Genomic DNA, 18,106 nt, shown 5'->3' with positions numbered 1-18,106 from the left:
ATTCGTGGCTTTTTGCTTTTGGTAACTAGATATCGGCTTACTTGTTGGGTTGTGGCGTCACACGCAGGTACGGACGTGCCGCGGTATAACCCTTAGGATATTTTTGTTTGATGACTTCTTCATCCTTGATAGACAGAGGAATGATCACGTCATCGCCATCGCGCCAGTTACCTGGTGTCGCAACGGTATAACCATCTGTCAATTGCAGGGCATCAATGACGCGCAAGACTTCGTCAAAATTACGGCCTGTAGTCAGCGGGTAAGTGATGATGAGGCGAACTTTTTTGTTCGGATCGATGACGAACAAAGAACGCACCGTAACAGTCTCGGACTGGTTAGGATGGATCATGTCATACAGTGCTGCAACTTTCTTGTCAGCATCAGCAACGATAGGGAAACCGACGACGGTTTTTTGTGTATCTTCAATATCCTTGATCCATTGCAGATGGGATTCTGCACCATCGACTGACAAGGCGATTGCTTTTACATTGCGCTTGTCAAACTCTGGCTTGAGCTTTGCAGTCAGGCCCAGTTCTGTCGTGCAGACAGGTGTGAAGTCAGCTGGATGAGAAAACAAAACCACCCAGGAATTGCCTGCCCATTCATGAAATTTCAAAGGACCAATAGAAGAATCTTGCTCGAAATCAGGGGCGATATCGCCTAAACGCAAAGTCATTTTTTTCTCCAAAAAGAAACGAGAACTCGAATATAGCCGCTCTACCCTGCTTACTCAAGGATAGATTAGTTGCATGCTTATACATTCTTCGAATATGTCTTATTTTCCTTCTGCACGATTCAGTGATTGCAGGAACTTGTCTGCATTCTGATAACCGATGACACGCTGGCCCTGGATTTCTTTACCCTGTGCGTCAAAGAAGATAATGCCTGGCGGACCAAACAGACCAAAGCGCTTCAGCAAGGCTTTGTCGTCGGCATTATTGGCGGTGACATCGACTTGCAGCAAGAGCATATTGTCCAGCCTGGCTTTGACTTTAGCTTCGGGGAAAGTCAGTTTTTCCATTTCTTTACAGGAGACACACCAGTCCGCATAGAAATCCAGCATGACCGTCTTGCCCTTGGATTGCGCCACGGCAGCATCGAGCTCGGCAATGCTGCGCACACGGGTAAATTTCACATGTTCTGTGCTACCGCCGTACAAGTGGGCAACAGGGGAAAATACATCACGGCCGCCTGTGGCAACACCGACCAGTTGCGCAGTCCCCAGGAGGAAAAATATGACAGATACTGCTTTGGCAAACATACCGCTACGCTGGAAGAATAATTGATAGCTGGCATAGGCGATCAGTAAGATAGCCCAACCCAGCATTTGTGCCCAGACAGGTATCACTGGGCTAATCATCCACAAGGCCATGGCCAGCATCAGGACACCAAAGAAACGCTTGATGCTTTCCATCCACATGCCTGCACGTGGCAACAGGCTGCCAGCCGAGATACCTACCAGCAGCAAAGGTACACTCATGCCCATCGCCATGGCAAACAGGGCAGAACCACCGACAACAACATCACGGGTCTGGCTGATATACACCAGAGCACCTGCCAGTGGTGCGGCCACGCAAGGGCCGACGATCAGGGCTGAAATAGCCCCCATGAAAAACACACCTATCAGTTTGCCATTGCGCTGGCCTTCAGATGCCTGAGTCAACTTGGTTTGCAAGGCGGCTGGCACCTGCAATTGATACACATTGAACATGGACAGTGACAGTATCACCATCAACAAGGCGAATGCGCCCAGTACCCAGGGGTTTTGCAAAGTTGCCGACAAGCCTTCACCGACCAGGCCAGCGGCAATACCAAGTGCGGTGTACACCAGCGCCATACCCAGGGCATAGCACAAGGACAGGAGAAAACCACGGCTACGTTTGATGCCTGTGCCTTCGCCCACGATGATGAAAGACAGGATAGGCACCATGGGCAAGACGCAGGGCGTAAACGACAGACCCAGACCGAGCAACAGAAACAAGGGCAGGATCAGCACCAGCCTGCCGCTCTTCAAGGCTGCACTGATACTGCTAGTCTCTTCATCATGACTGGCTTCTGCCGTTTTGACATTATTTTCTGTACCAGCACTGGCAGCGGAGTTAGTGCCTGCATTCACAGCTGATTGTGTGCTTGCGGCACTCGCATCAGCTATCTGCAATTTGACAGGCGTTTCCAGCGGCGGATAACAAAGACCACCATCGGCACAGCCCTGACGACCTATGTTCAGCGTGAAATCTGCTGCAGCCTGTACAGGTATGCGCACCACCAGGGATTTACGGTAAGTCTCGACTTCTTTCTGGAAGGTTTCATCAAACTTGACCTTGCCCTTGGGCATGTCGATTTCGCCGAGTTTGGCATCGTCGGAACTGAATTTGAAACGTTCGCGGTAAAGGTAATAGCCGTCTGCTATGGTAAAAGTGACTTCGGCCACGCCTGGCTCTGCCATTTTGGCGGATACCTTGAACGCGACTTCAGGATCGAGGAAGTCTTCTGCGCTGGCGAAGGATGAGAATAAGGATGCGAACAACATGGCAAACACCAGGGCACACAGGCGCCATAGCTGTGCTATCCGGAAGTTCTGTGACTTGGCTGGCAGGGGTGCAGAAAACAGCGGTATTGAGGCATTCATGGCGTTTCGGTTTCTTTTCTCACCCAGTCCAGGTAAGCCGGCAATCCGGCCACCAGGGGGATGGCTATTATTTCGGGTAGATCATAGGGATGTTGGGCGATGATCAGTGCTTCCAGCCCGGCATAGCAAGCTTGCCGGGTTTTGATCATCAATTGCACTTCAGTGTCGGCCTGTTGTTCACCATCCCAGTTGTAGATGGACAATATATCAGCAGAAATGTTCACGCAGGCAGCCAATTTTTCAGTAACGATCAGGCTGGCCAGTTTTTTGGCGGTTTCGCGGTCTGGCAGATTGGTCAATACCAGGATCACATTATCATTATCCATCGCTATTCCCAGGCTGAAAGCGTCAATCAGTTGAATAAAACCTGCATGATATTTGGTCGTGCATCATACAAAAGCATTACAGCACACATGAAAGAAAATGATTGACTTACATGAGTATTAGTCGCGACTTGCCATGCGGATGAGCGCATACATCAGCGCCCCATAAGCAAAAAGCCGTTCAGTTTACACTGAACGGCTTTTTTAAGCTTAAGCAGGATTGAGCATGAAGCCCAGGCCTAATTACTCAGCAACTGGTGCATCAGCTGCATCTACGCCTTCTGGGCGGTCCAGCAGTTCAACGTATGCCATAGGAGCATTGTCGCCAACGCGGAAACCCATTTTCAGGATACGCAGGTAGCCGCCGTTACGATTTGCGTAACGTGGGCCCAGTTCAGCAAACAGCTTGACTACCATTTCGCGGTCGCGCAAACGGGAGAAAGCCAGACGCTTGTTAGCCAGTGTGTCGGTTTTACCCAAAGTCAGAATCGGCTCGATAACGCGGCGCAGTTCTTTGGCTTTTGGCAAAGTTGTTTTGATGGCTTCGTGACGCAACAGGGATACTGTCATGTTGCGCAGCATTGCCAGACGGTGGGAAGAAGTACGATTCAGCTTACGTAAGCCGTGACGATGACGCATGGTATTTCCTTTCAGATTTAAATGCCAGCTCTTCTATCGATAAGCAAACTTATCGCGGGCCGGTAATTATTTTTACTACGGTTAAAAAACGGGCAGGCTGTCTCAGCCCACCCGTTGGACAAAATTATTTTTCCAGGCCAGCAGGTGGCCAGTTTTCCAGTTTCATGCCCAGAGACAAACCACGGGAAGCCAAAACTTCCTTGATTTCATTCAAGGACTTGCGACCCAGATTTGGTGTCTTCAACAGTTCATTTTCGCTACGCTGGATCAGATCACCAATGTAGTAAATGTTTTCTGCTTTCAGGCAGTTAGCTGAACGTACTGTCAGTTCCAGATCATCGACTGGACGCAACAGGACAGGATCAACTGCAGGTGCGCGGGATGGAGCTTCAGCAGCGGCTTCAGTACCTTCCAGTGCAGCGAAGACATTCAATTGATCAACCAGCACGCGGGCAGATTGACGGATTGCTTCTTCTGGGGAGATAACGCCGTTGGTCTCAATATTGATAACCAGTTTATCCAGATCAGTACGCTGTTCAACGCGGGCAGATTCCACAGCGTAAGAAACACGACGTACTGGGGAGAAAGACGCATCCAGTATCATACGACCGATGGTTTTGTTCGCATCTTCAGACAAGCGACGAACGTTACCTGGCACATAGCCGCGGCCTTTTTCTACCTTGATCTGCATGTCCAGCTTACCGCCGGCTGTCAGATTGGCGATAACGTGATCTGGGTTAATCAGTTCTACGTCATGCGGCAGATCGATGTCGGAAGCCAATACAGCGCCTTCGCCATCTTTTTTCAATGTCAGCGTGACTTCATCACGGTTATGCAACTTGAAGACTACGCCTTTCAAGTTCAACAGGATGTCGACTACGTCTTCTTGCACGCCATCGAGGGAAGAATATTCATGAACTACACCAGCGATCACAACTTCAGTCGGCGCATAACCAACCATAGTGGACAACAGTACGCGACGCAATGCGTTGCCCAGTGTGTGGCCATAGCCACGTTCAAACGGTTCCATCACGACTTTAGCGTGACCGGCACCCAACATTTCCACATCGATAATACGTGGTTTTAACAGATTGTTTTGCATGAATGTCCTTTTCAATACCCTCGGTTCGTTACACCGATAAGGCTGACGGCATTAAAGAAAAAAGCCTGCCTGTAGTAAAACAGGCAGGCGGTGAAACTTGAGTATTAACGAGAATACAATTCAACGATCAGGGATTCGTTGACATCGTGAGCGATATCGCTACGATCTGGCATGGACTTGAAAGTACCTTCCAGTTTTTTCGCATCAACAGCTACCCATGAAGGCATGCCGGATTGTTCTGCCAGAGACAGAGCTTCAGCGATACGAACTTGTTTCTTCGCTTTTTCACGAACAGCAACTACGTCACCAGCTTTAACTTGGTAAGAAGCGATGTTAACAACGATACCGTTGACTGTGAATGCTTTATGGCTCACCAGCTGACGTGCTTCAGCGCGTGTGGAGCCGAAGCCCATACGGTAAGCAACGTTGTCCAGACGGGATTCCAGCAATTTCAACAGTGTTTCGCCTGTGTTGCCTTTTTGACGGTCAGCTTCAGCGAAGTAGCGGCGGAACTGACGTTCCAAAACGCCGTACATACGTTTAACTTTTTGCTTTTCGCGCAATTGGTTACCGTAGTCAGAGGTACGAGCACCAGAAGTGCGACCATGTTGACCTGGTTTTGCGTCCAGTTTGCATTTAGAGTCCAGGGAGCGACGTGCGCTCTTCAAGAACAGGTCCGTGCCTTCGCGACGGGAAAGTTTTGCTTTTGGTCCGATATAACGTGCCACGATGTTTTCCTTGTAAATGACGTAATGTTTTCTACACTACGCTAGTCTGATCTACCTGCGAACAGACGGTGGTCTTAACAACAAAGGCTAAGCCTTTGATTATTTTTTGTGCACTCTAGAATTTCCACAACACAAAACCCGCCAACGAAATGGCGGGTCTGCATTCTAACGGAGATTCCGCCAGAATGCCAGCAGAGAATAAATCTGCTTAGTAAGATGCTCAAATAACAAGCATCTTAGTGTTCCTTAGATACGACGACGCTTTGGAGGACGGCAGCCGTTATGTGGAACTGGAGTAACGTCTTGAATCAGGGAGATCTTGATACCCAGATTGTTCAAAGCGCGTACTGAAGATTCGCGACCTGGGCCTGGGCCTTTGATACGAACTTCCAGATTTTTGATACCGCATTCAACCGCAACTTTACCAGCTGCCTCTGCTGCAACCTGCGCTGCAAACGGAGTAGACTTACGTGAGCCTTTGAAGCCAGCACCACCGGCAGTTGCCCAAGACAACGCATTGCCTTGACGATCAGTGATCGTGATGATGGTGTTGTTGAAAGAAGCGTGAACGTGAGCAATACCTTCTGCAACGTTCTTTTTAACTTTCTTACGCGCACGTGCTGCTGCAGCGTTATTTTGAGCTTTTGCCATAATGTTTTCCTTGGATCCGGGCTAGCCTGGATTATTTCTTCAAAGATTGCGCTGCTTTACGTGGACCCTTACGAGTACGCGCATTTGTGCGTGTACGTTGGCCACGGCAAGGCAAGCCTTTACGATGACGGAGACCACGGTAGCAACCCAAGTCCATCAAACGTTTGATGTTCATGGAGAGTTCACGACGCAAGTCGCCTTCGACGATAAATTTACCGATTTCGTCGCGAAGCTTCTCGAGTTCGTTGTCATCCAGATCTTTAACCTTTTTATTGGTCAAAACACCTGTTGCGTCACAGATTTTCTGTGCGCGTTGACGGCCAATACCATAGATAGCTGTTAAGCCGATTACGGTATGCTGATGATTTGGGATATTAACCCCTGCGATACGTGCCATTCGTTATTCCTCGTTCAATAACGTTAAATTAACCTTGGCGCTGCTTATGGCGTGGTTCTGTGCATATAACACGAACAACACCCTTGCGCTTGATGATTTTGCAGTTGCGGCAGATCCGCTTAACTGATGCGAGAACTTTCATTTTTGCCCTCTTTCCTTCTAGTTCATTTTAAATTTACTTGGTACGGAACACTATTCGCGCCCGGCTCAAATCATAAGGCGTCAATTCCACTGTCACCTTATCACCTGGAAGAATACGAATATAGTTCATTCGCATCTTCCCTGAAATATGGCCAAGTACAACATGCCCGTTTTCCAACTTAACTCGAAATGTTGCATTCGGAAGATTCTCAAGAATCTCGCCCTGCATCTGTATAACGTCGTCTTTTGCCATTCGATCTGCTGTCCCCTGGGCGATTACCTCGAAGGAATCCCGCCCTTGAAATTTGCTTTACGAAGAAGCGATTCATATTGCTGGGACATAACATAGTTCTGTACCTGCGCCATAAAGTCCATGGTCACCACCACGATAATCAGCAGAGACGTTCCGCCGAAATAAAATGGTACTTTCCACTTCGCAATCAAAAATTCTGGCAACAGACAAACCAGCGTAATGTAAATCGCACCTGCCAGCGTCAAACGCATCAAGATCTTGTCGATATAGCGTGCGGTCTGGTCGCCAGGACGTATCCCAGGAACAAAAGCGCCACTCTTCTTCAAGTTATCAGCGGTTTCTTTGCTGTTGAATACCAAAGCGGTATAAAAGAAGCAGAAGAAAATGATCGCTATTGCATACAACAAAGCGTGTATAGGTTCACCAGGCGCCATCGACGCAGCCAGATCCTTCAGGAAAGTGATAAAACCACTTGTTGAAGACTCTGCACCTTTAGTAAACCAGCTGGTAATCGTCGCCGGGAACAAGATGATGGAAGAAGCAAAAATAGGAGGAATTACACCAGCCATATTCAGCTTCAGTGGCAAATGACTGCTTTGACCACCATAAATCTTGTTACCAACCTGACGTTTTGCATAGTTCACCAGGATCTTGCGCTGACCACGCTCGACATACACCACTGCAAACGTTACTGCAGGTACAACAACACAGATAACCAGAGCAGCAAAGTTACTCATCTGACCGGTGCGAACCAGTTCAAACAAATTACTCAGACCACCAGGCAAACCTGCTGCGATACCAGCGAAAATGATGATCGAAATACCATTTCCCAGACCTCGCTCAGTGATTTGCTCACCTAACCACATCAGGAACATGGTGCCCGTCACCAGCGACAATACCGTCGTTAAACGAAATGCCATGCCAGGATCAAGTACCAGACCGGCCTGACCTTCCAGACCAAATGCGATAAAGTAACTTTCGATTAAGGCCAGAACCACAGTGCCATACCGGGTAAATTGCGTAATTTTTCTACGACCGGATTCACCCTCTTTTTTGAGAGCTTCCAGTTGCGGAGAAACTATCGACATCAACTGCATGATGATAGATGCAGAGATATACGGCATGATACCGAGTGCAAATACAGTGAATCGCTGCATCGCACCACCAGAGAACATATTAAACATACCCAGCAAACCACCCTGGTTTTGTTTGAACATATCTTCCAGCACTTTGGCGTCTATACCCGGTACAGGAACATGTGCACCAATCCTGTAGACAACCAGTGCTGCCAGCAAGAACCAGAGTCGCCCCCAGGGAAACCCGCTTGCAGCACTTTTAGCTTGTTGTGGAGATGTTGCCAATTAATGCTCCGGTTGTCTGCTTTAATTAAGCGATTGTGCCACCAGCAGCTTCGATTGCAGCTTTAGCGCCTTTAGTGACGATCAAGCCGTTCAAAGAAACTTTCTTGGTGATAGCACCAGACAAGATCACGCGGACTACACGTGCGAGTTCAGAAACTACGCCAGCTTGTTTCAAAGCCAAAACGTCGATCTCTGTGACTGGCAGGTTTTCCAGATCTGTCAGGCGAACTTCTGCTTTGTACGGTGTTGCCAGTGATTTGAAACCACGTTTTGGCAAACGACGTTGCAGAGGCATCTGACCGCCTTCAAAACCGACTTTATGAAAGCCGCCTGAACGGGATTTTTGGCCTTTATGACCGCGACCCGCTGTTTTACCTAAGCCTGAACCGATACCGCGACCAACACGACGTTTGTAGTGTTTTGCGCCATCAGCTGGCTGGATTGTATTCAATTCCATAATTTGCTCCGATCGCAAACCTGACGGCTTACGATACAACCTTCACAAGATACGAGACTTTATTGATCATGCCACGTACGGATGGCGTGTCTTCCAATTCGGAAACTGAATTAACACGACGCAGACCCAGGCCACGTACAGTTGCACGGTGATCCTGGCGTGTGCCGATCAAACCTTTAACCAATTGCACTTTTACTGTCTTAGACATGAGGTGCTCCTTAACCGAGAATTTCTTCAACAGTTTTGCCACGCTTTGCAGCGATTTCAGATGGAGTACTCATCTTGGCCAAACCATTCAAAGTTGCACGAACCATGTTGTATGGATTTGTGGAGCCGTTGGATTTCGCCACGACGTTAACAATACCCATTACTTCAAAAATCGCGCGCATTGGACCACCGGCGATAACGCCAGTACCTTCTTTTGCTGGAGAAATCATGACGGAAGACGCGCCGTGCTTGCCAGTAACGGTGTGTTGCAGAGTACCGTTCTTCAAAGTCACTTTGATCATCTTACGACGTGCTTCTTCCATCGCTTTTTGTACAGCAACAGGAACTTCTTTCGATTTCCCTTTGCCCATACCGATACGGCCATCGCCGTCACCAACGACTGTCAGCGCCGCGAAACCCATGATACGACCACCCTTGACCACTTTGGTCACGCGGTTGATCGCGATCATTTTTTCGCGCATGCCATCATCCGGCTTGTCGGCTGCTGTTTTTGCTTGCATTTTTGCCATGACAAATTTTCCTTAGAACTTCAAGCCAGCTTCACGGGCTGCTTCTGCAAGCGCCTTGACGCGACCGTGGTAACGGAAACCGGAGCGGTCAAACGCAACTTCGGTAACCCCTGCTTTGATTGCCTTCTCTGCAACACGTTTGCCGATCAAGCTCGCTGCAGCAGCGTTGCCGCCTGCACCAGACTTGCCAGCCAACTCTGCACGTACTTCTGCCTCTACGGTAGAAGCCGATGCCAACACTTTGGCGTCTGGGCCAATGATGTTTGCATAGATGTGCAGGTTTGTGCGATGCACGGCCAGGCGGTTCACTTTGAGTTCTGCGATCTTGGCACGGGTTTGACGTGCGCGGCGCAGACGTGATTGTTTCTTGTCCATCGTCAACCCCTATTACTTCTTCTTGGTTTCTTTAATCACAACCACTTCGTCCGCATAGCGAACGCCTTTGCCTTTATAAGGCTCTGGACTGCGGTATGCACGAACTTCAGCGGCAACCTGACCAACTTTTTGCTTATCAATCCCTTTGATCAGGATTTCAGTTGGAGTTGGTGTTGCGCATGTAACGCCAGCTGGCATTGCGTGAACAACCGGGTGCGAGAAACCAAGAGACAAATTCAATTTGTCGCCTTGCGCTTGCGCTTTGTAACCAACACCGACCAGATTCAGTTTCTTTTCGAAACCTTTAGTGACGCCGTTAACCATGTTATTGACCAGGGCACGCAGGGTACCGCTCATCGCATTGGCTTCACGACCATCATTAGCTGGGGAAAAACTCAAAGTGCCATTGTCGTTCGCAACTGTCACCAGGCCGTTCAAGGCTTGAGACAACACGCCCTGTGGGCCTTTAATTGTAATCTGCTCTGTCGAAATGGTGACTTCAGCACCTGCCGGCAAAGCGATTGGCATCTTACCTACTCGAGACATCTTTCACTCCTTAGGCGACGTAGCAAATCACTTCGCCACCGACACCGGTTGCGCGCGCTTTGCGGTCAGTCATGACGCCTTGTGGTGTGGAAACGATCGCCACTCCCAAACCGTTCATGACACTTGGGATCTCGTCTTTACCTTTGTAAATACGGAGACCTGGACGTGATACACGTTCCAAGCGTTCAATCACAGGACGTCCTGCGTAATATTTCAAGCCGATTTTTAATTCGGACTTACCTGCAGTTTCAGAAACTGCGAAATCTTCAATGTAACCTTCGTCTTTAAGTACGTTCGCAATTGCGATCTTTACTTTGGAGGACGGCATCGCGACGACAGTCTTTTGAACAACTTGTGCGTTACGGATGCGGGTCAGCATATCGGCGATAGGATCGCTCATACTCATTGCTTATTCTCCTATTACCAGCTGGCTTTAGTCATACCCGGGATTTCACCACGCATGGCGACTTCACGGAGTTTAATACGGCCCAAACCGAATTTACGGAATGTTCCACGTGGGCGACCTGTCAAAGCGCAGCGGTTACGCTGACGAGTCGGATTGGAGTTACGTGGCAATGCCTGCAACTTCAGACGGGCAGCGTACTGCTCTTCTTCAGTCTTTGATTGGTCATCAATGATGGCCTTCAATTCGGCACGCTTACCAGCGAATTTCTTCACCAGGTCTGCACGCTTTTGCTCACGATTAATCAGTGCCAGTTTTGCCATGGCGACCTCAGTTTCTGAACGGAAATTTAAATGCGGCGAGGAGTGCTTTCGCTTCGTCGTCGGTCTTTGCTGTTGTCGTGATACTGATATTCATACCACGCAACGCGTCGATCTTGTCGTATTCGATTTCAGGGAAAATGATCTGTTCCTTGACACCGATATTGTAGTTACCACGACCATCAAACGCACGACCAGAAACGCCACGGAAGTCACGTACACGTGGCAGAGCCACTGTGATGAAACGGTCCAGGAATTCATACATCTGAGCGCCACGCAAAGTTACCATACAACCAATTGGATAACCTTCACGGATTTTAAAACCAGCGATCGCTTTGCGAGCTTTGGTAACTACTGGTTTTTGACCAGCAATCTTGGTGAGGTCACCAACTGCATGCTCAATAATCTTTTTGTCTGCAATTGCTTCAGACAAACCCATGTTCAGGGTGATTTTCAAGATGCGTGGAACTTCCATAACTGATTTGTACGCGTACTTTTCAGTCAGTTCACCAACGATTTTATCTTTATATATTGCTTGTAGACGGGCCATGATGTTATGCCTTCACAACTTCGCCAGTCGACTTGTAGATACGGACTTTCTTGCCATCCACTACCTTGAAGCCTACACGGTCTGCTTTGCCAGACGCTGCATTAAACAATGCAACATTCGACACATGAATCGGCATCACTTTATCCACGATGCCACCTACTGCGCCAGTCATTGGGTTAGGCTTAACAGCTTTTTTAGCGACGTTAATACCTGCAACAACAACGTAATCGCTATCGATGCAAACTTGCACCTGACCGCGTTTACCTTTGTCTTTACCCGTCAAGACGATGACTTCGTCGTTTTTACGAATTTTATTCATCACGACCCCTTACAGCACTTCTGGAGCCAAAGACACGATTTTCATGAAGCGCTCAGTACGCAGTTCGCGTGTTACTGGGCCGAAAATACGAGTACCGATAGGCTCAAGTTTTGCATTCAACAATACTGCAGCATTGCCATCAAATTTGACCAACGAGCCATCTTGACGACGAACACCCTTAGCTGTCCTCACGACAACGGCGTTGTAAATTTCACCTTTTTTTACACGACCGCGCGGAGCAGCAGACTTAACAGTGACTTTAATTACGTCACCAATACCCGCATAACGACGCTTGGAACCGCCCAACACTTTAATGCACAGAACTTCGCGCGCACCAGTATTGTCAGCCACTTCCAGCCGGCTTTCTGTTTGAATCATAATGTTCTCTTTCCCAACTTAATCCACACAACTTGCACAATGCAAATTTGTAGTCAGTCTTGGTCCCGCCAGCTAACCCCTACATAACCTACAATGCACGAGCCAACTGATTAGGTGGACGATTTTTTAACCACTTTCACAACAAGAGGGCGTTATGAAAGACATTTAGGCTGCCACTCGCATACTTTGCAAATGACAGCCCATCATTATTACACCAAAAAACTTTTTGTGCAATAAATTTATACTACTTGTGCGACTTGAACCACACGTGTCACTGTCCAAGCTTTAGTCTTGGAGATAGGACGACCTTCTTGAATTTCAACGGTGTCGCCGGCCTTTGCCTGGTTCGCTTCATCGTGTGCGTGGTACTTAGCACTACGGACGATGATCTTGCCGTACAAAGGATGCTTAACGTGACGTTCAACAACCACTGTTACGGTTTTGTCCATCTTGTCGGAAACAACCTTGCCAATCAATGTGCGCTTCAGTGCGACTTTAACTTGATCGTTCATTATTTGGCATCCTTCTGGTTCATGACGGTTTTCACACGTGCGATGTCACGACGAACTTTCTTCAATTGAGAAGTGTTAGTCAGCTGTTGCGTAGCGATTTGCATACGCAGGCTGAATTGTGCCTTCAACAATTCATTCAGTTCTTTGGTCAAAGCCGCCTGATCCTTACCTTGGAGTTCAGATACTTTCATTTACAACTCCTATTATTGGCCGACTTGACGGACGACGAACGTTGTCAACAGCGGCAATTTAGCTGCAGCCAAGCGGAACGCTTCGCGTGCCAGCGTCTCATCGACACCATCCATTTCGTACAACATTTTGCCTGGTTGAATCTCGGCAACGTAGTACTCTGGATTACCTTTACCATTACCCATACGGACTTCCGCTGGTTTCTGGGAAATTGGCTTGTCCGGGAAAATGCGGATCCAGATACGGCCACCGCGTTTAATGTGACGAGTCATTGCACGACGCGCTGCTTCAATCTGACGCGCTGTGATACGACCACGACCAACTGCCTTCAAGCCAAACTCACCGAAGGAAACTGCTGTACCACGAGTATGCGAGATACCCTTGTTACGGCCTTTCTGTTCCTTACGATATTTTCTGCGTGCTGGTTGCAGCATGATTATTCTCCTGCTTTCTCAGCCGGTGCTGCAGCGTCAGCTTTTGCGCGTACGCGCTTGGCTGCCGGGGCTGCTGCGCCGGTCGTCGGTGTTTGTCCTTCTGGACGCTTGGCGCGTGGACGGCTATTTGGCTTGCCATCATCACGACGTGGACCGCGACGTTTTTTGTCGTCTTCCGGTGTCGATTCGATAACAGGCGCATCGCCATTTGCCAAACGATCGCCTTTGTAGACCCATACTTTTACGCCAATAATGCCGTAAGTTGTGGATGCTTCGCCAAAGCCGTAGTCGATGTCAGCACGCAGAGTATGCAGAGGCACACGGCCTTCGCGATACCATTCTTTACGTGCGATCTCGATACCGTTCAAACGACCACCAGACATGATCTTGATACCCTGAGCGCCCAAACGCATTGCATTTTGCATCGCACGTTTCATCGCGCGGCGGAACATGATGCGTTTTTCCAGTTGCTGAGCGATAGAATCAGCGATCAGTTGAGCATCGATTTCTGGCTTGCGAATTTCTTCGATGTTGACGTGCACTGGCACGCCCATCAATTTCGACAAGTCGGCTTTCAATACTTCAATGTCTTCGCCTTTTTTACCGATCACAACGCCTGGACGGGAGCTGTATATCGTGATGCGTGCGTTTTTAGCAGGACGCTCAATAACGATGCGGCCTACAGACGCGTTTTTCAGTTTCTTCTTCAGGTATTCACGTACCTTCAGATCTTCGATGAGCATAGTGGCAAAGTTACCATTGCCAGCATACCAACGAGAAGACCAGTTACGTGTTACTGCCAAACGAAAACCGGTTGGATGTATCTTCTGTCCCATCGTGACTCCTTAGTTACCAACGGTCACATAAATGTGACAGGATTGTTTAGAGATACGATCACCACGACCCTTAGCGCGTGCTGTGAAGCGCTTCAGAATCGCACCTTTTTCGACATAGATAGTCTTTACTTTCAGCTCGTCGATATCCGCGCCATCATTGTGCTCGGCGTTTGCAATTGCAGACTCCAACACTTTCTTGATGATCGCAGCACCTTTTTTAGGGCTGAATGCCAGGATATTCAATGCCTGATCTACTTTTTTACCGCGAATCAGGTCAGCCACCAGGCGACCTTTTTGCTCAGACAGACGCACACCGCGCAAATTTGCTTTAGTTTCCATCATCGGTCCTTATCTCTTAGCCTTTTTATCGGCAGCGTGACCCTTGAACGTACGGGTCAGCGCGAATTCGCCGAGCTTGTGACCAACCATGTTTTCGGAAACATAAACTGGTACGTGTTGCTTACCGTTATGAACCGCAATGGTCAAACCGATGAAGTCCGGCATAATTGTCGAACGACGGGACCAAGTCTTGATTGGTTTTTTGTCTTTAGTCGCTTGCGCGGTTTCGACTTTCTTCACCAGGTGGGCGTCGCAAAACGGCCCTTTTTTCAATGAACGTGTCATGTTTTATCCCTTATTTCTTGCCACGGCGTGAGACGATCATCGAAGTAGTGCGCTTGTTGCGACGAGTCTTCTTACCCTTGGTTTGCTGACCCCATGGTGATACTGGGTGACGGCCGGCTGCAGTTTTACCTTCACCACCACCGTGCGGGTGATCGACCGGGTTCATGACCACACCGCGAACGGTAGGACGAACACCGCGCCAACGCATTGCACCAGCTTTACCGATTTTGCGCAGGTTATGCTCACCGTTGCCTACTTCACCGATAGTCGCGCGGCATTCGATATGAATACGACGAACTTCACCGGAGCGCAGACGAACCTGAGCGTAAGTACCTTCGCGTGCCATCAGGACAACGCCAGCACCAGCTGTACGTGCAATCTGAGCACCTTTACCTGGCAGCATTTCTACGCAATGCATAGTTGTACCGACCGGGATATTACGGATAGGCAAGCAGTTACCAGATTTGATCGGCGCTTGAGAGCCGTTCATGACCTGATCACCAGCAGCCATGCCTTTAGGGGCAATGATGTATGCACGTTCACCATCCGCGTAGCACAACAAAGCAATGTGTGCTGTACGGTTAGGATCGTATTCAATACGTTCTACTTTTGCAGGGATACCATCTTTGGTGCGTTTGAAGTCAACCAGACGATAATGCTGCTTGTGACCACCACCGATATGACGGGTAGTGATGTGACCGTTGTTATTACGGCCAGCAGTTTTTGATTTCTTTTCCAACAAAGCAGCGAACGGACGACCTTTGTACAGGCCTTCTGTCACTACCTTCACCATACCACGACGACCTGGTGAGGTTGGCTTCATCTTAACGAGTGCCATGCTTATGCCCCCTCAGTGAAGTTAATTTCCTGACCTGGCTTCAAGCATACAAAAGCGCGTCTTGTATGATTGCGGCGGCCATTAAATTTACCGGTACGTTTTTGTTTACCTTGACGATTCGCTACTTGTACGGATTCAACTTGTACTTTGAACAGCAATTCGACGGCAGCTTTGATTTCTGGCTTGGTTGCATCTGGCATAACCAGGAAAACCACTTGCTCATTCTTTTCAGCAACCATAGTTGCTTTTTCAGAAATAACAGGAGCCAGCAACACCTTCATCAGGCGTTCTTCGCTAATTTTGACTTGTGCGCTCATGCCAGCATCTCCTCAATCTTTGCCAGTGCTGGCTTAGTGATCAACACTTTCTTGTAGAACACCAAAGAAACTGGATCAGCATAACGTGGCTCAACAACCAAAACGTTTACCAGGTTACGCGCTGCCAACATCAGGTTTTCGTTGAATTCGTCAGTGATGATCAGGACGGAATCCAGGCAACCCATTGCTTTCAGTTTGTCGGACAACAGTTTTGTCTTAGGTGCGTCAACAGTAACATCGTCAACCACATTCAAACGACCTTCACGAGCCAACTGAGACAGAATCGAGCAGATACCTGCGCGATACATCTTTTTGTTAACTTTGTGAGAGAAATTCTCATCAGGTGTGTTCGGGAATATACGACCACCGCCACGCCACAATGGAGAAGAAGACATACCAGCACGTGCACGACCAGTACCTTTTTGACGCCAAGGCTTCTTGGTTGTGTGATGGACTTCTTCACGATCTTTTTGTTTGCGATTACCGCTACGAGCATTGGCTTGGAATGCAACGACGACTTGATGGATCAAGGCTTCATTGTAGTCACGACCAAAGATAGTATCAGGAGCGACTACGTTCGACGCTGCTTGACCTTGTTCGTTTAGGAGCTTCAGTTCCATGGATTAGGCTCCCTTCTTGGCTTTAACTTTAACAGCAGGAGATACAATCACCTGACCATTTTTTGCACCCGGCACGGCACCCTTCACCAGCAACAACTGACGCTCTGCATCTACGCGAGCGATTTCCAGATTTTGCACAGTGCGAGTTGCATCACCCAGATGACCAGTCATGCGCTTACCAGGGAATACACGACCTGGATCCTGCGCCATACCGATAGAACCAGGTACATTATGCGAACGGGAGTTACCGTGAGTTGCACGACCAGAAGAGAAATGGTGACGTTTGATAGTACCGGCATAGCCTTTACCAATCGTTACGCCTTGCACGTCTACTTTTTGACCAGCTTCGAACATACCAACAGGCACAACATCGCCTGCTTTCAGTTCAGCAGCTTTAGCAGCATCAATACGGAATTCTTTTAATACAGTACCAGCTTCAACACCTGCTTTTGCGAGGTGACCGGCAGCCGCTTTTGTTACGCGGGATGCACGGCGCTGACCGAAAGTTACCTGAACAGCGGAGTAACCGTCTGTTTCAGGAGTTTTGACTTGCGTCACGCGGTTGTTGGATACGTCCAAAACAGTAACAGGAATCGAATCCCCATCATCTGTAAAGATGCGCATCATACCAACCTTGCGACCAACTAGGCCCAAGCTCATTTGTTTTCTCCATTCTCACCTACGATTGGGTGAGGCTGATGTTTAAAAAACTTAAACGAATAGGCCAGCCGGAGCTGACCTACATCTAAGCCTTCGATTATAGCCCGCAAATTTTTTATTTACAAGACTAATTTATTTGAATTTTCGAAAAATTGTGGTATGTCGAATTTTCAGTATTTTTCTGAAAATACTAATTTGCATCAGTATTTTCAAATCAATAAGAATTATTGCAGTTTGATTTCTACGTCAACGCCAGCTGGCAGATCGAGTTTCATCAACGCGTCAACTGTTTTGTCAGTTGGGTCAACGATGTCCATCAAACGCTGGTGAGTACGGATTTCAAATTGATCACGGGAAGTTTTGTTCACGTGCGGGGAACGCAGTACGTCGAAACGCTGGATACGTGTAGGCAAAGGAACTGGGCCTTTAACAACAGCGCCAGTGCGCTTGGCTGTTTCTACGATTTCCAGAGCGGACTGATCGATCAGTTTGTAATCGAAAGCCTTCAGACGGATACGGATTTTTTGATTTTGTGTGGACATGTTCATTCCTATAAAGAGCGAGCCAGGTACGGCAGAGCCGCCGGCATATTTAATAAAGAGCGAAAACTAAATTGGCTGCCGCATTAAATTCAATACGACAGCCAACTAGTATACTACAAATTACAGCAGATATTACTCGATGATTTTAGCAACAACGCCAGCACCGACTGTACGGCCACCTTCACGGATAGCGAAGCGCAAGCCTTCTTCCATCGCGATCGGGTT

33 protein-coding genes are annotated in these 18,106 nt (G+C 48.4%); all 33 read right to left on the bottom strand.

All coding sequences use genetic code 11. The annotated features are described in order from the left end of the window. Positions 1-37: 37 nt before the first annotated feature. Positions 38-676 carry a peroxiredoxin gene (locus DFR42_RS15545; RefSeq protein ID WP_110255938.1) on the bottom strand — a complete coding sequence of 213 codons (639 nt, stop codon included), beginning with the start codon at positions 674-676 and terminating at the stop codon, positions 38-40. Positions 677-775: 99 nt separating this feature from the next. Further along, positions 776-2,629 (bottom strand): protein-disulfide reductase DsbD, encoded by a 1,854-nt coding sequence (gene dsbD / locus DFR42_RS15540; protein WP_110255937.1) that lies wholly within the window; start codon positions 2,627-2,629, stop codon positions 776-778. Further along, on the bottom strand, positions 2,626-2,955 hold the full coding sequence (gene cutA / locus DFR42_RS15535) for a divalent-cation tolerance protein CutA (protein WP_110255936.1): 330 nt from the start codon (positions 2,953-2,955) through the stop codon (positions 2,626-2,628). The genes dsbD and cutA overlap by 4 nt, the downstream gene beginning before the upstream one ends. A 240-nt stretch (positions 2,956-3,195) precedes the next feature. Further along, positions 3,196-3,591 (bottom strand): 50S ribosomal protein L17, encoded by a 396-nt coding sequence (rplQ, locus tag DFR42_RS15530; RefSeq protein WP_110255935.1) that lies wholly within the window; start codon positions 3,589-3,591, stop codon positions 3,196-3,198. A 124-nt stretch (positions 3,592-3,715) separates the two neighbouring features. Then, positions 3,716-4,693 carry a DNA-directed RNA polymerase subunit alpha gene (locus tag DFR42_RS15525; protein WP_110255934.1) on the bottom strand — a complete coding sequence of 326 codons (978 nt, stop codon included), beginning with the start codon at positions 4,691-4,693 and terminating at the stop codon, positions 3,716-3,718. Between the two features lie 104 nt (positions 4,694-4,797). Further along, positions 4,798-5,421, bottom strand: coding sequence for a 30S ribosomal protein S4 (rpsD, locus tag DFR42_RS15520; protein ID WP_110255933.1), 624 nt, complete (start codon positions 5,419-5,421; stop codon positions 4,798-4,800). A gap of 246 nt (positions 5,422-5,667) precedes the next feature. After that, positions 5,668-6,072 (bottom strand): 30S ribosomal protein S11, encoded by a 405-nt coding sequence (gene rpsK, locus DFR42_RS15515; protein ID WP_110255932.1) that lies wholly within the window; start codon positions 6,070-6,072, stop codon positions 5,668-5,670. Between the two features lie 31 nt (positions 6,073-6,103). Further along, positions 6,104-6,469, bottom strand: coding sequence for a 30S ribosomal protein S13 (gene rpsM / locus DFR42_RS15510; RefSeq protein WP_110255931.1), 366 nt, complete (start codon positions 6,467-6,469; stop codon positions 6,104-6,106). Between the two features lie 28 nt (positions 6,470-6,497). Next, positions 6,498-6,611 (bottom strand): 50S ribosomal protein L36, encoded by a 114-nt coding sequence (gene rpmJ / locus DFR42_RS15505; protein WP_014004415.1) that lies wholly within the window; start codon positions 6,609-6,611, stop codon positions 6,498-6,500. 33 nt (positions 6,612-6,644) lie between these two features. Then, the gene (gene infA, locus DFR42_RS15500) at positions 6,645-6,863 is read right to left on the bottom strand and encodes a translation initiation factor IF-1 (RefSeq protein WP_005663428.1); all 219 of its coding nucleotides are present in this window, start codon (positions 6,861-6,863) and stop codon (positions 6,645-6,647) included. Between the two features lie 23 nt (positions 6,864-6,886). Further along, on the bottom strand, positions 6,887-8,224 hold the full coding sequence (secY, locus tag DFR42_RS15495) for a preprotein translocase subunit SecY (RefSeq protein ID WP_110255930.1): 1,338 nt from the start codon (positions 8,222-8,224) through the stop codon (positions 6,887-6,889). A gap of 25 nt (positions 8,225-8,249) precedes the next feature. Beyond that, positions 8,250-8,681: a 50S ribosomal protein L15 gene (gene rplO, locus DFR42_RS15490; RefSeq protein ID WP_110255929.1), complete on the bottom strand. Its 432-nt coding sequence runs from the start codon at positions 8,679-8,681 to the stop codon at positions 8,250-8,252. Positions 8,682-8,709: 28 nt separating this feature from the next. Continuing rightward, a complete protein-coding gene (gene rpmD / locus DFR42_RS15485) occupies positions 8,710-8,889 on the bottom strand; it encodes a 50S ribosomal protein L30 (protein WP_110255928.1) in 180 nt (59 codons plus the stop codon). Positions 8,890-8,899: 10 nt separating this feature from the next. Continuing rightward, on the bottom strand, positions 8,900-9,418 hold the full coding sequence (gene rpsE, locus DFR42_RS15480) for a 30S ribosomal protein S5 (protein WP_110255927.1): 519 nt from the start codon (positions 9,416-9,418) through the stop codon (positions 8,900-8,902). A 12-nt stretch (positions 9,419-9,430) separates the two neighbouring features. Next, entirely contained in the window at positions 9,431-9,793 is a 363-nt protein-coding gene (rplR, locus tag DFR42_RS15475; RefSeq protein ID WP_110255926.1) for a 50S ribosomal protein L18, read from the bottom strand. Between the two features lie 12 nt (positions 9,794-9,805). Then, positions 9,806-10,339, bottom strand: coding sequence for a 50S ribosomal protein L6 (gene rplF / locus DFR42_RS15470; protein WP_110255925.1), 534 nt, complete (start codon positions 10,337-10,339; stop codon positions 9,806-9,808). A 10-nt stretch (positions 10,340-10,349) separates the two neighbouring features. Next, on the bottom strand, positions 10,350-10,745 hold the full coding sequence (gene rpsH / locus DFR42_RS15465) for a 30S ribosomal protein S8 (protein ID WP_110255924.1): 396 nt from the start codon (positions 10,743-10,745) through the stop codon (positions 10,350-10,352). A 14-nt stretch (positions 10,746-10,759) separates the two neighbouring features. Further along, positions 10,760-11,065 carry a 30S ribosomal protein S14 gene (gene rpsN, locus DFR42_RS15460; protein WP_110255923.1) on the bottom strand — a complete coding sequence of 102 codons (306 nt, stop codon included), beginning with the start codon at positions 11,063-11,065 and terminating at the stop codon, positions 10,760-10,762. Between the two features lie 7 nt (positions 11,066-11,072). After that, positions 11,073-11,612: a 50S ribosomal protein L5 gene (gene rplE / locus DFR42_RS15455; RefSeq protein ID WP_110255922.1), complete on the bottom strand. Its 540-nt coding sequence runs from the start codon at positions 11,610-11,612 to the stop codon at positions 11,073-11,075. A gap of 4 nt (positions 11,613-11,616) precedes the next feature. Beyond that, the gene (rplX, locus tag DFR42_RS15450) at positions 11,617-11,931 is read right to left on the bottom strand and encodes a 50S ribosomal protein L24 (RefSeq protein ID WP_110255921.1); all 315 of its coding nucleotides are present in this window, start codon (positions 11,929-11,931) and stop codon (positions 11,617-11,619) included. A 9-nt stretch (positions 11,932-11,940) separates the two neighbouring features. After that, positions 11,941-12,309: a 50S ribosomal protein L14 gene (rplN, locus tag DFR42_RS15445; RefSeq protein ID WP_006464924.1), complete on the bottom strand. Its 369-nt coding sequence runs from the start codon at positions 12,307-12,309 to the stop codon at positions 11,941-11,943. Positions 12,310-12,548: 239 nt separating this feature from the next. Continuing rightward, positions 12,549-12,821, bottom strand: coding sequence for a 30S ribosomal protein S17 (rpsQ, locus tag DFR42_RS15440; protein ID WP_110255920.1), 273 nt, complete (start codon positions 12,819-12,821; stop codon positions 12,549-12,551). Continuing rightward, positions 12,821-13,012 carry a 50S ribosomal protein L29 gene (rpmC, locus tag DFR42_RS15435; RefSeq protein ID WP_110255919.1) on the bottom strand — a complete coding sequence of 64 codons (192 nt, stop codon included), beginning with the start codon at positions 13,010-13,012 and terminating at the stop codon, positions 12,821-12,823. The genes rpsQ and rpmC overlap by 1 nt, the downstream gene beginning before the upstream one ends. Positions 13,013-13,024: 12 nt before the next feature. Next, the gene (gene rplP / locus DFR42_RS15430; protein WP_110255918.1) at positions 13,025-13,444 is read right to left on the bottom strand and encodes a 50S ribosomal protein L16; all 420 of its coding nucleotides are present in this window, start codon (positions 13,442-13,444) and stop codon (positions 13,025-13,027) included. Positions 13,445-13,446: 2 nt separating this feature from the next. Then, entirely contained in the window at positions 13,447-14,280 is an 834-nt protein-coding gene (rpsC, locus tag DFR42_RS15425; protein WP_110255917.1) for a 30S ribosomal protein S3, read from the bottom strand. A 9-nt stretch (positions 14,281-14,289) separates the two neighbouring features. Next, on the bottom strand, positions 14,290-14,622 hold the full coding sequence (rplV, locus tag DFR42_RS15420) for a 50S ribosomal protein L22 (RefSeq protein WP_174244915.1): 333 nt from the start codon (positions 14,620-14,622) through the stop codon (positions 14,290-14,292). 6 nt (positions 14,623-14,628) lie between these two features. Next, positions 14,629-14,904 (bottom strand): 30S ribosomal protein S19, encoded by a 276-nt coding sequence (rpsS, locus tag DFR42_RS15415; protein ID WP_110255916.1) that lies wholly within the window; start codon positions 14,902-14,904, stop codon positions 14,629-14,631. A gap of 10 nt (positions 14,905-14,914) precedes the next feature. Further along, the gene (gene rplB, locus DFR42_RS15410; protein ID WP_110255915.1) at positions 14,915-15,742 is read right to left on the bottom strand and encodes a 50S ribosomal protein L2; all 828 of its coding nucleotides are present in this window, start codon (positions 15,740-15,742) and stop codon (positions 14,915-14,917) included. Between the two features lie 2 nt (positions 15,743-15,744). After that, positions 15,745-16,059, bottom strand: a complete 315-nt coding sequence (gene rplW, locus DFR42_RS15405) for a 50S ribosomal protein L23 (protein ID WP_110255914.1) — start codon at positions 16,057-16,059, stop codon at positions 15,745-15,747. After that, entirely contained in the window at positions 16,056-16,679 is a 624-nt protein-coding gene (gene rplD / locus DFR42_RS15400; protein WP_110255913.1) for a 50S ribosomal protein L4, read from the bottom strand. The genes rplW and rplD overlap by 4 nt, the downstream gene beginning before the upstream one ends. A gap of 3 nt (positions 16,680-16,682) precedes the next feature. Continuing rightward, positions 16,683-17,339 carry a 50S ribosomal protein L3 gene (rplC, locus tag DFR42_RS15395; protein WP_110255912.1) on the bottom strand — a complete coding sequence of 219 codons (657 nt, stop codon included), beginning with the start codon at positions 17,337-17,339 and terminating at the stop codon, positions 16,683-16,685. Between the two features lie 224 nt (positions 17,340-17,563). Further along, positions 17,564-17,881 carry a 30S ribosomal protein S10 gene (gene rpsJ / locus DFR42_RS15390; RefSeq protein ID WP_110255911.1) on the bottom strand — a complete coding sequence of 106 codons (318 nt, stop codon included), beginning with the start codon at positions 17,879-17,881 and terminating at the stop codon, positions 17,564-17,566. Between the two features lie 132 nt (positions 17,882-18,013). Next, on the bottom strand, positions 18,014-18,106 hold a 93-nt coding region (locus DFR42_RS15385; RefSeq protein WP_484418525.1), incomplete at its 5' end, for an EF-Tu C-terminal domain-related protein.

Source organism: Undibacterium pigrum (assembly GCF_003201815.1).
Lineage (GTDB): Bacteria > Pseudomonadota > Gammaproteobacteria > Burkholderiales > Burkholderiaceae_D > Undibacterium > Undibacterium pigrum.
This window is presented reverse-complemented; position numbering and strand designations above follow the sequence as displayed.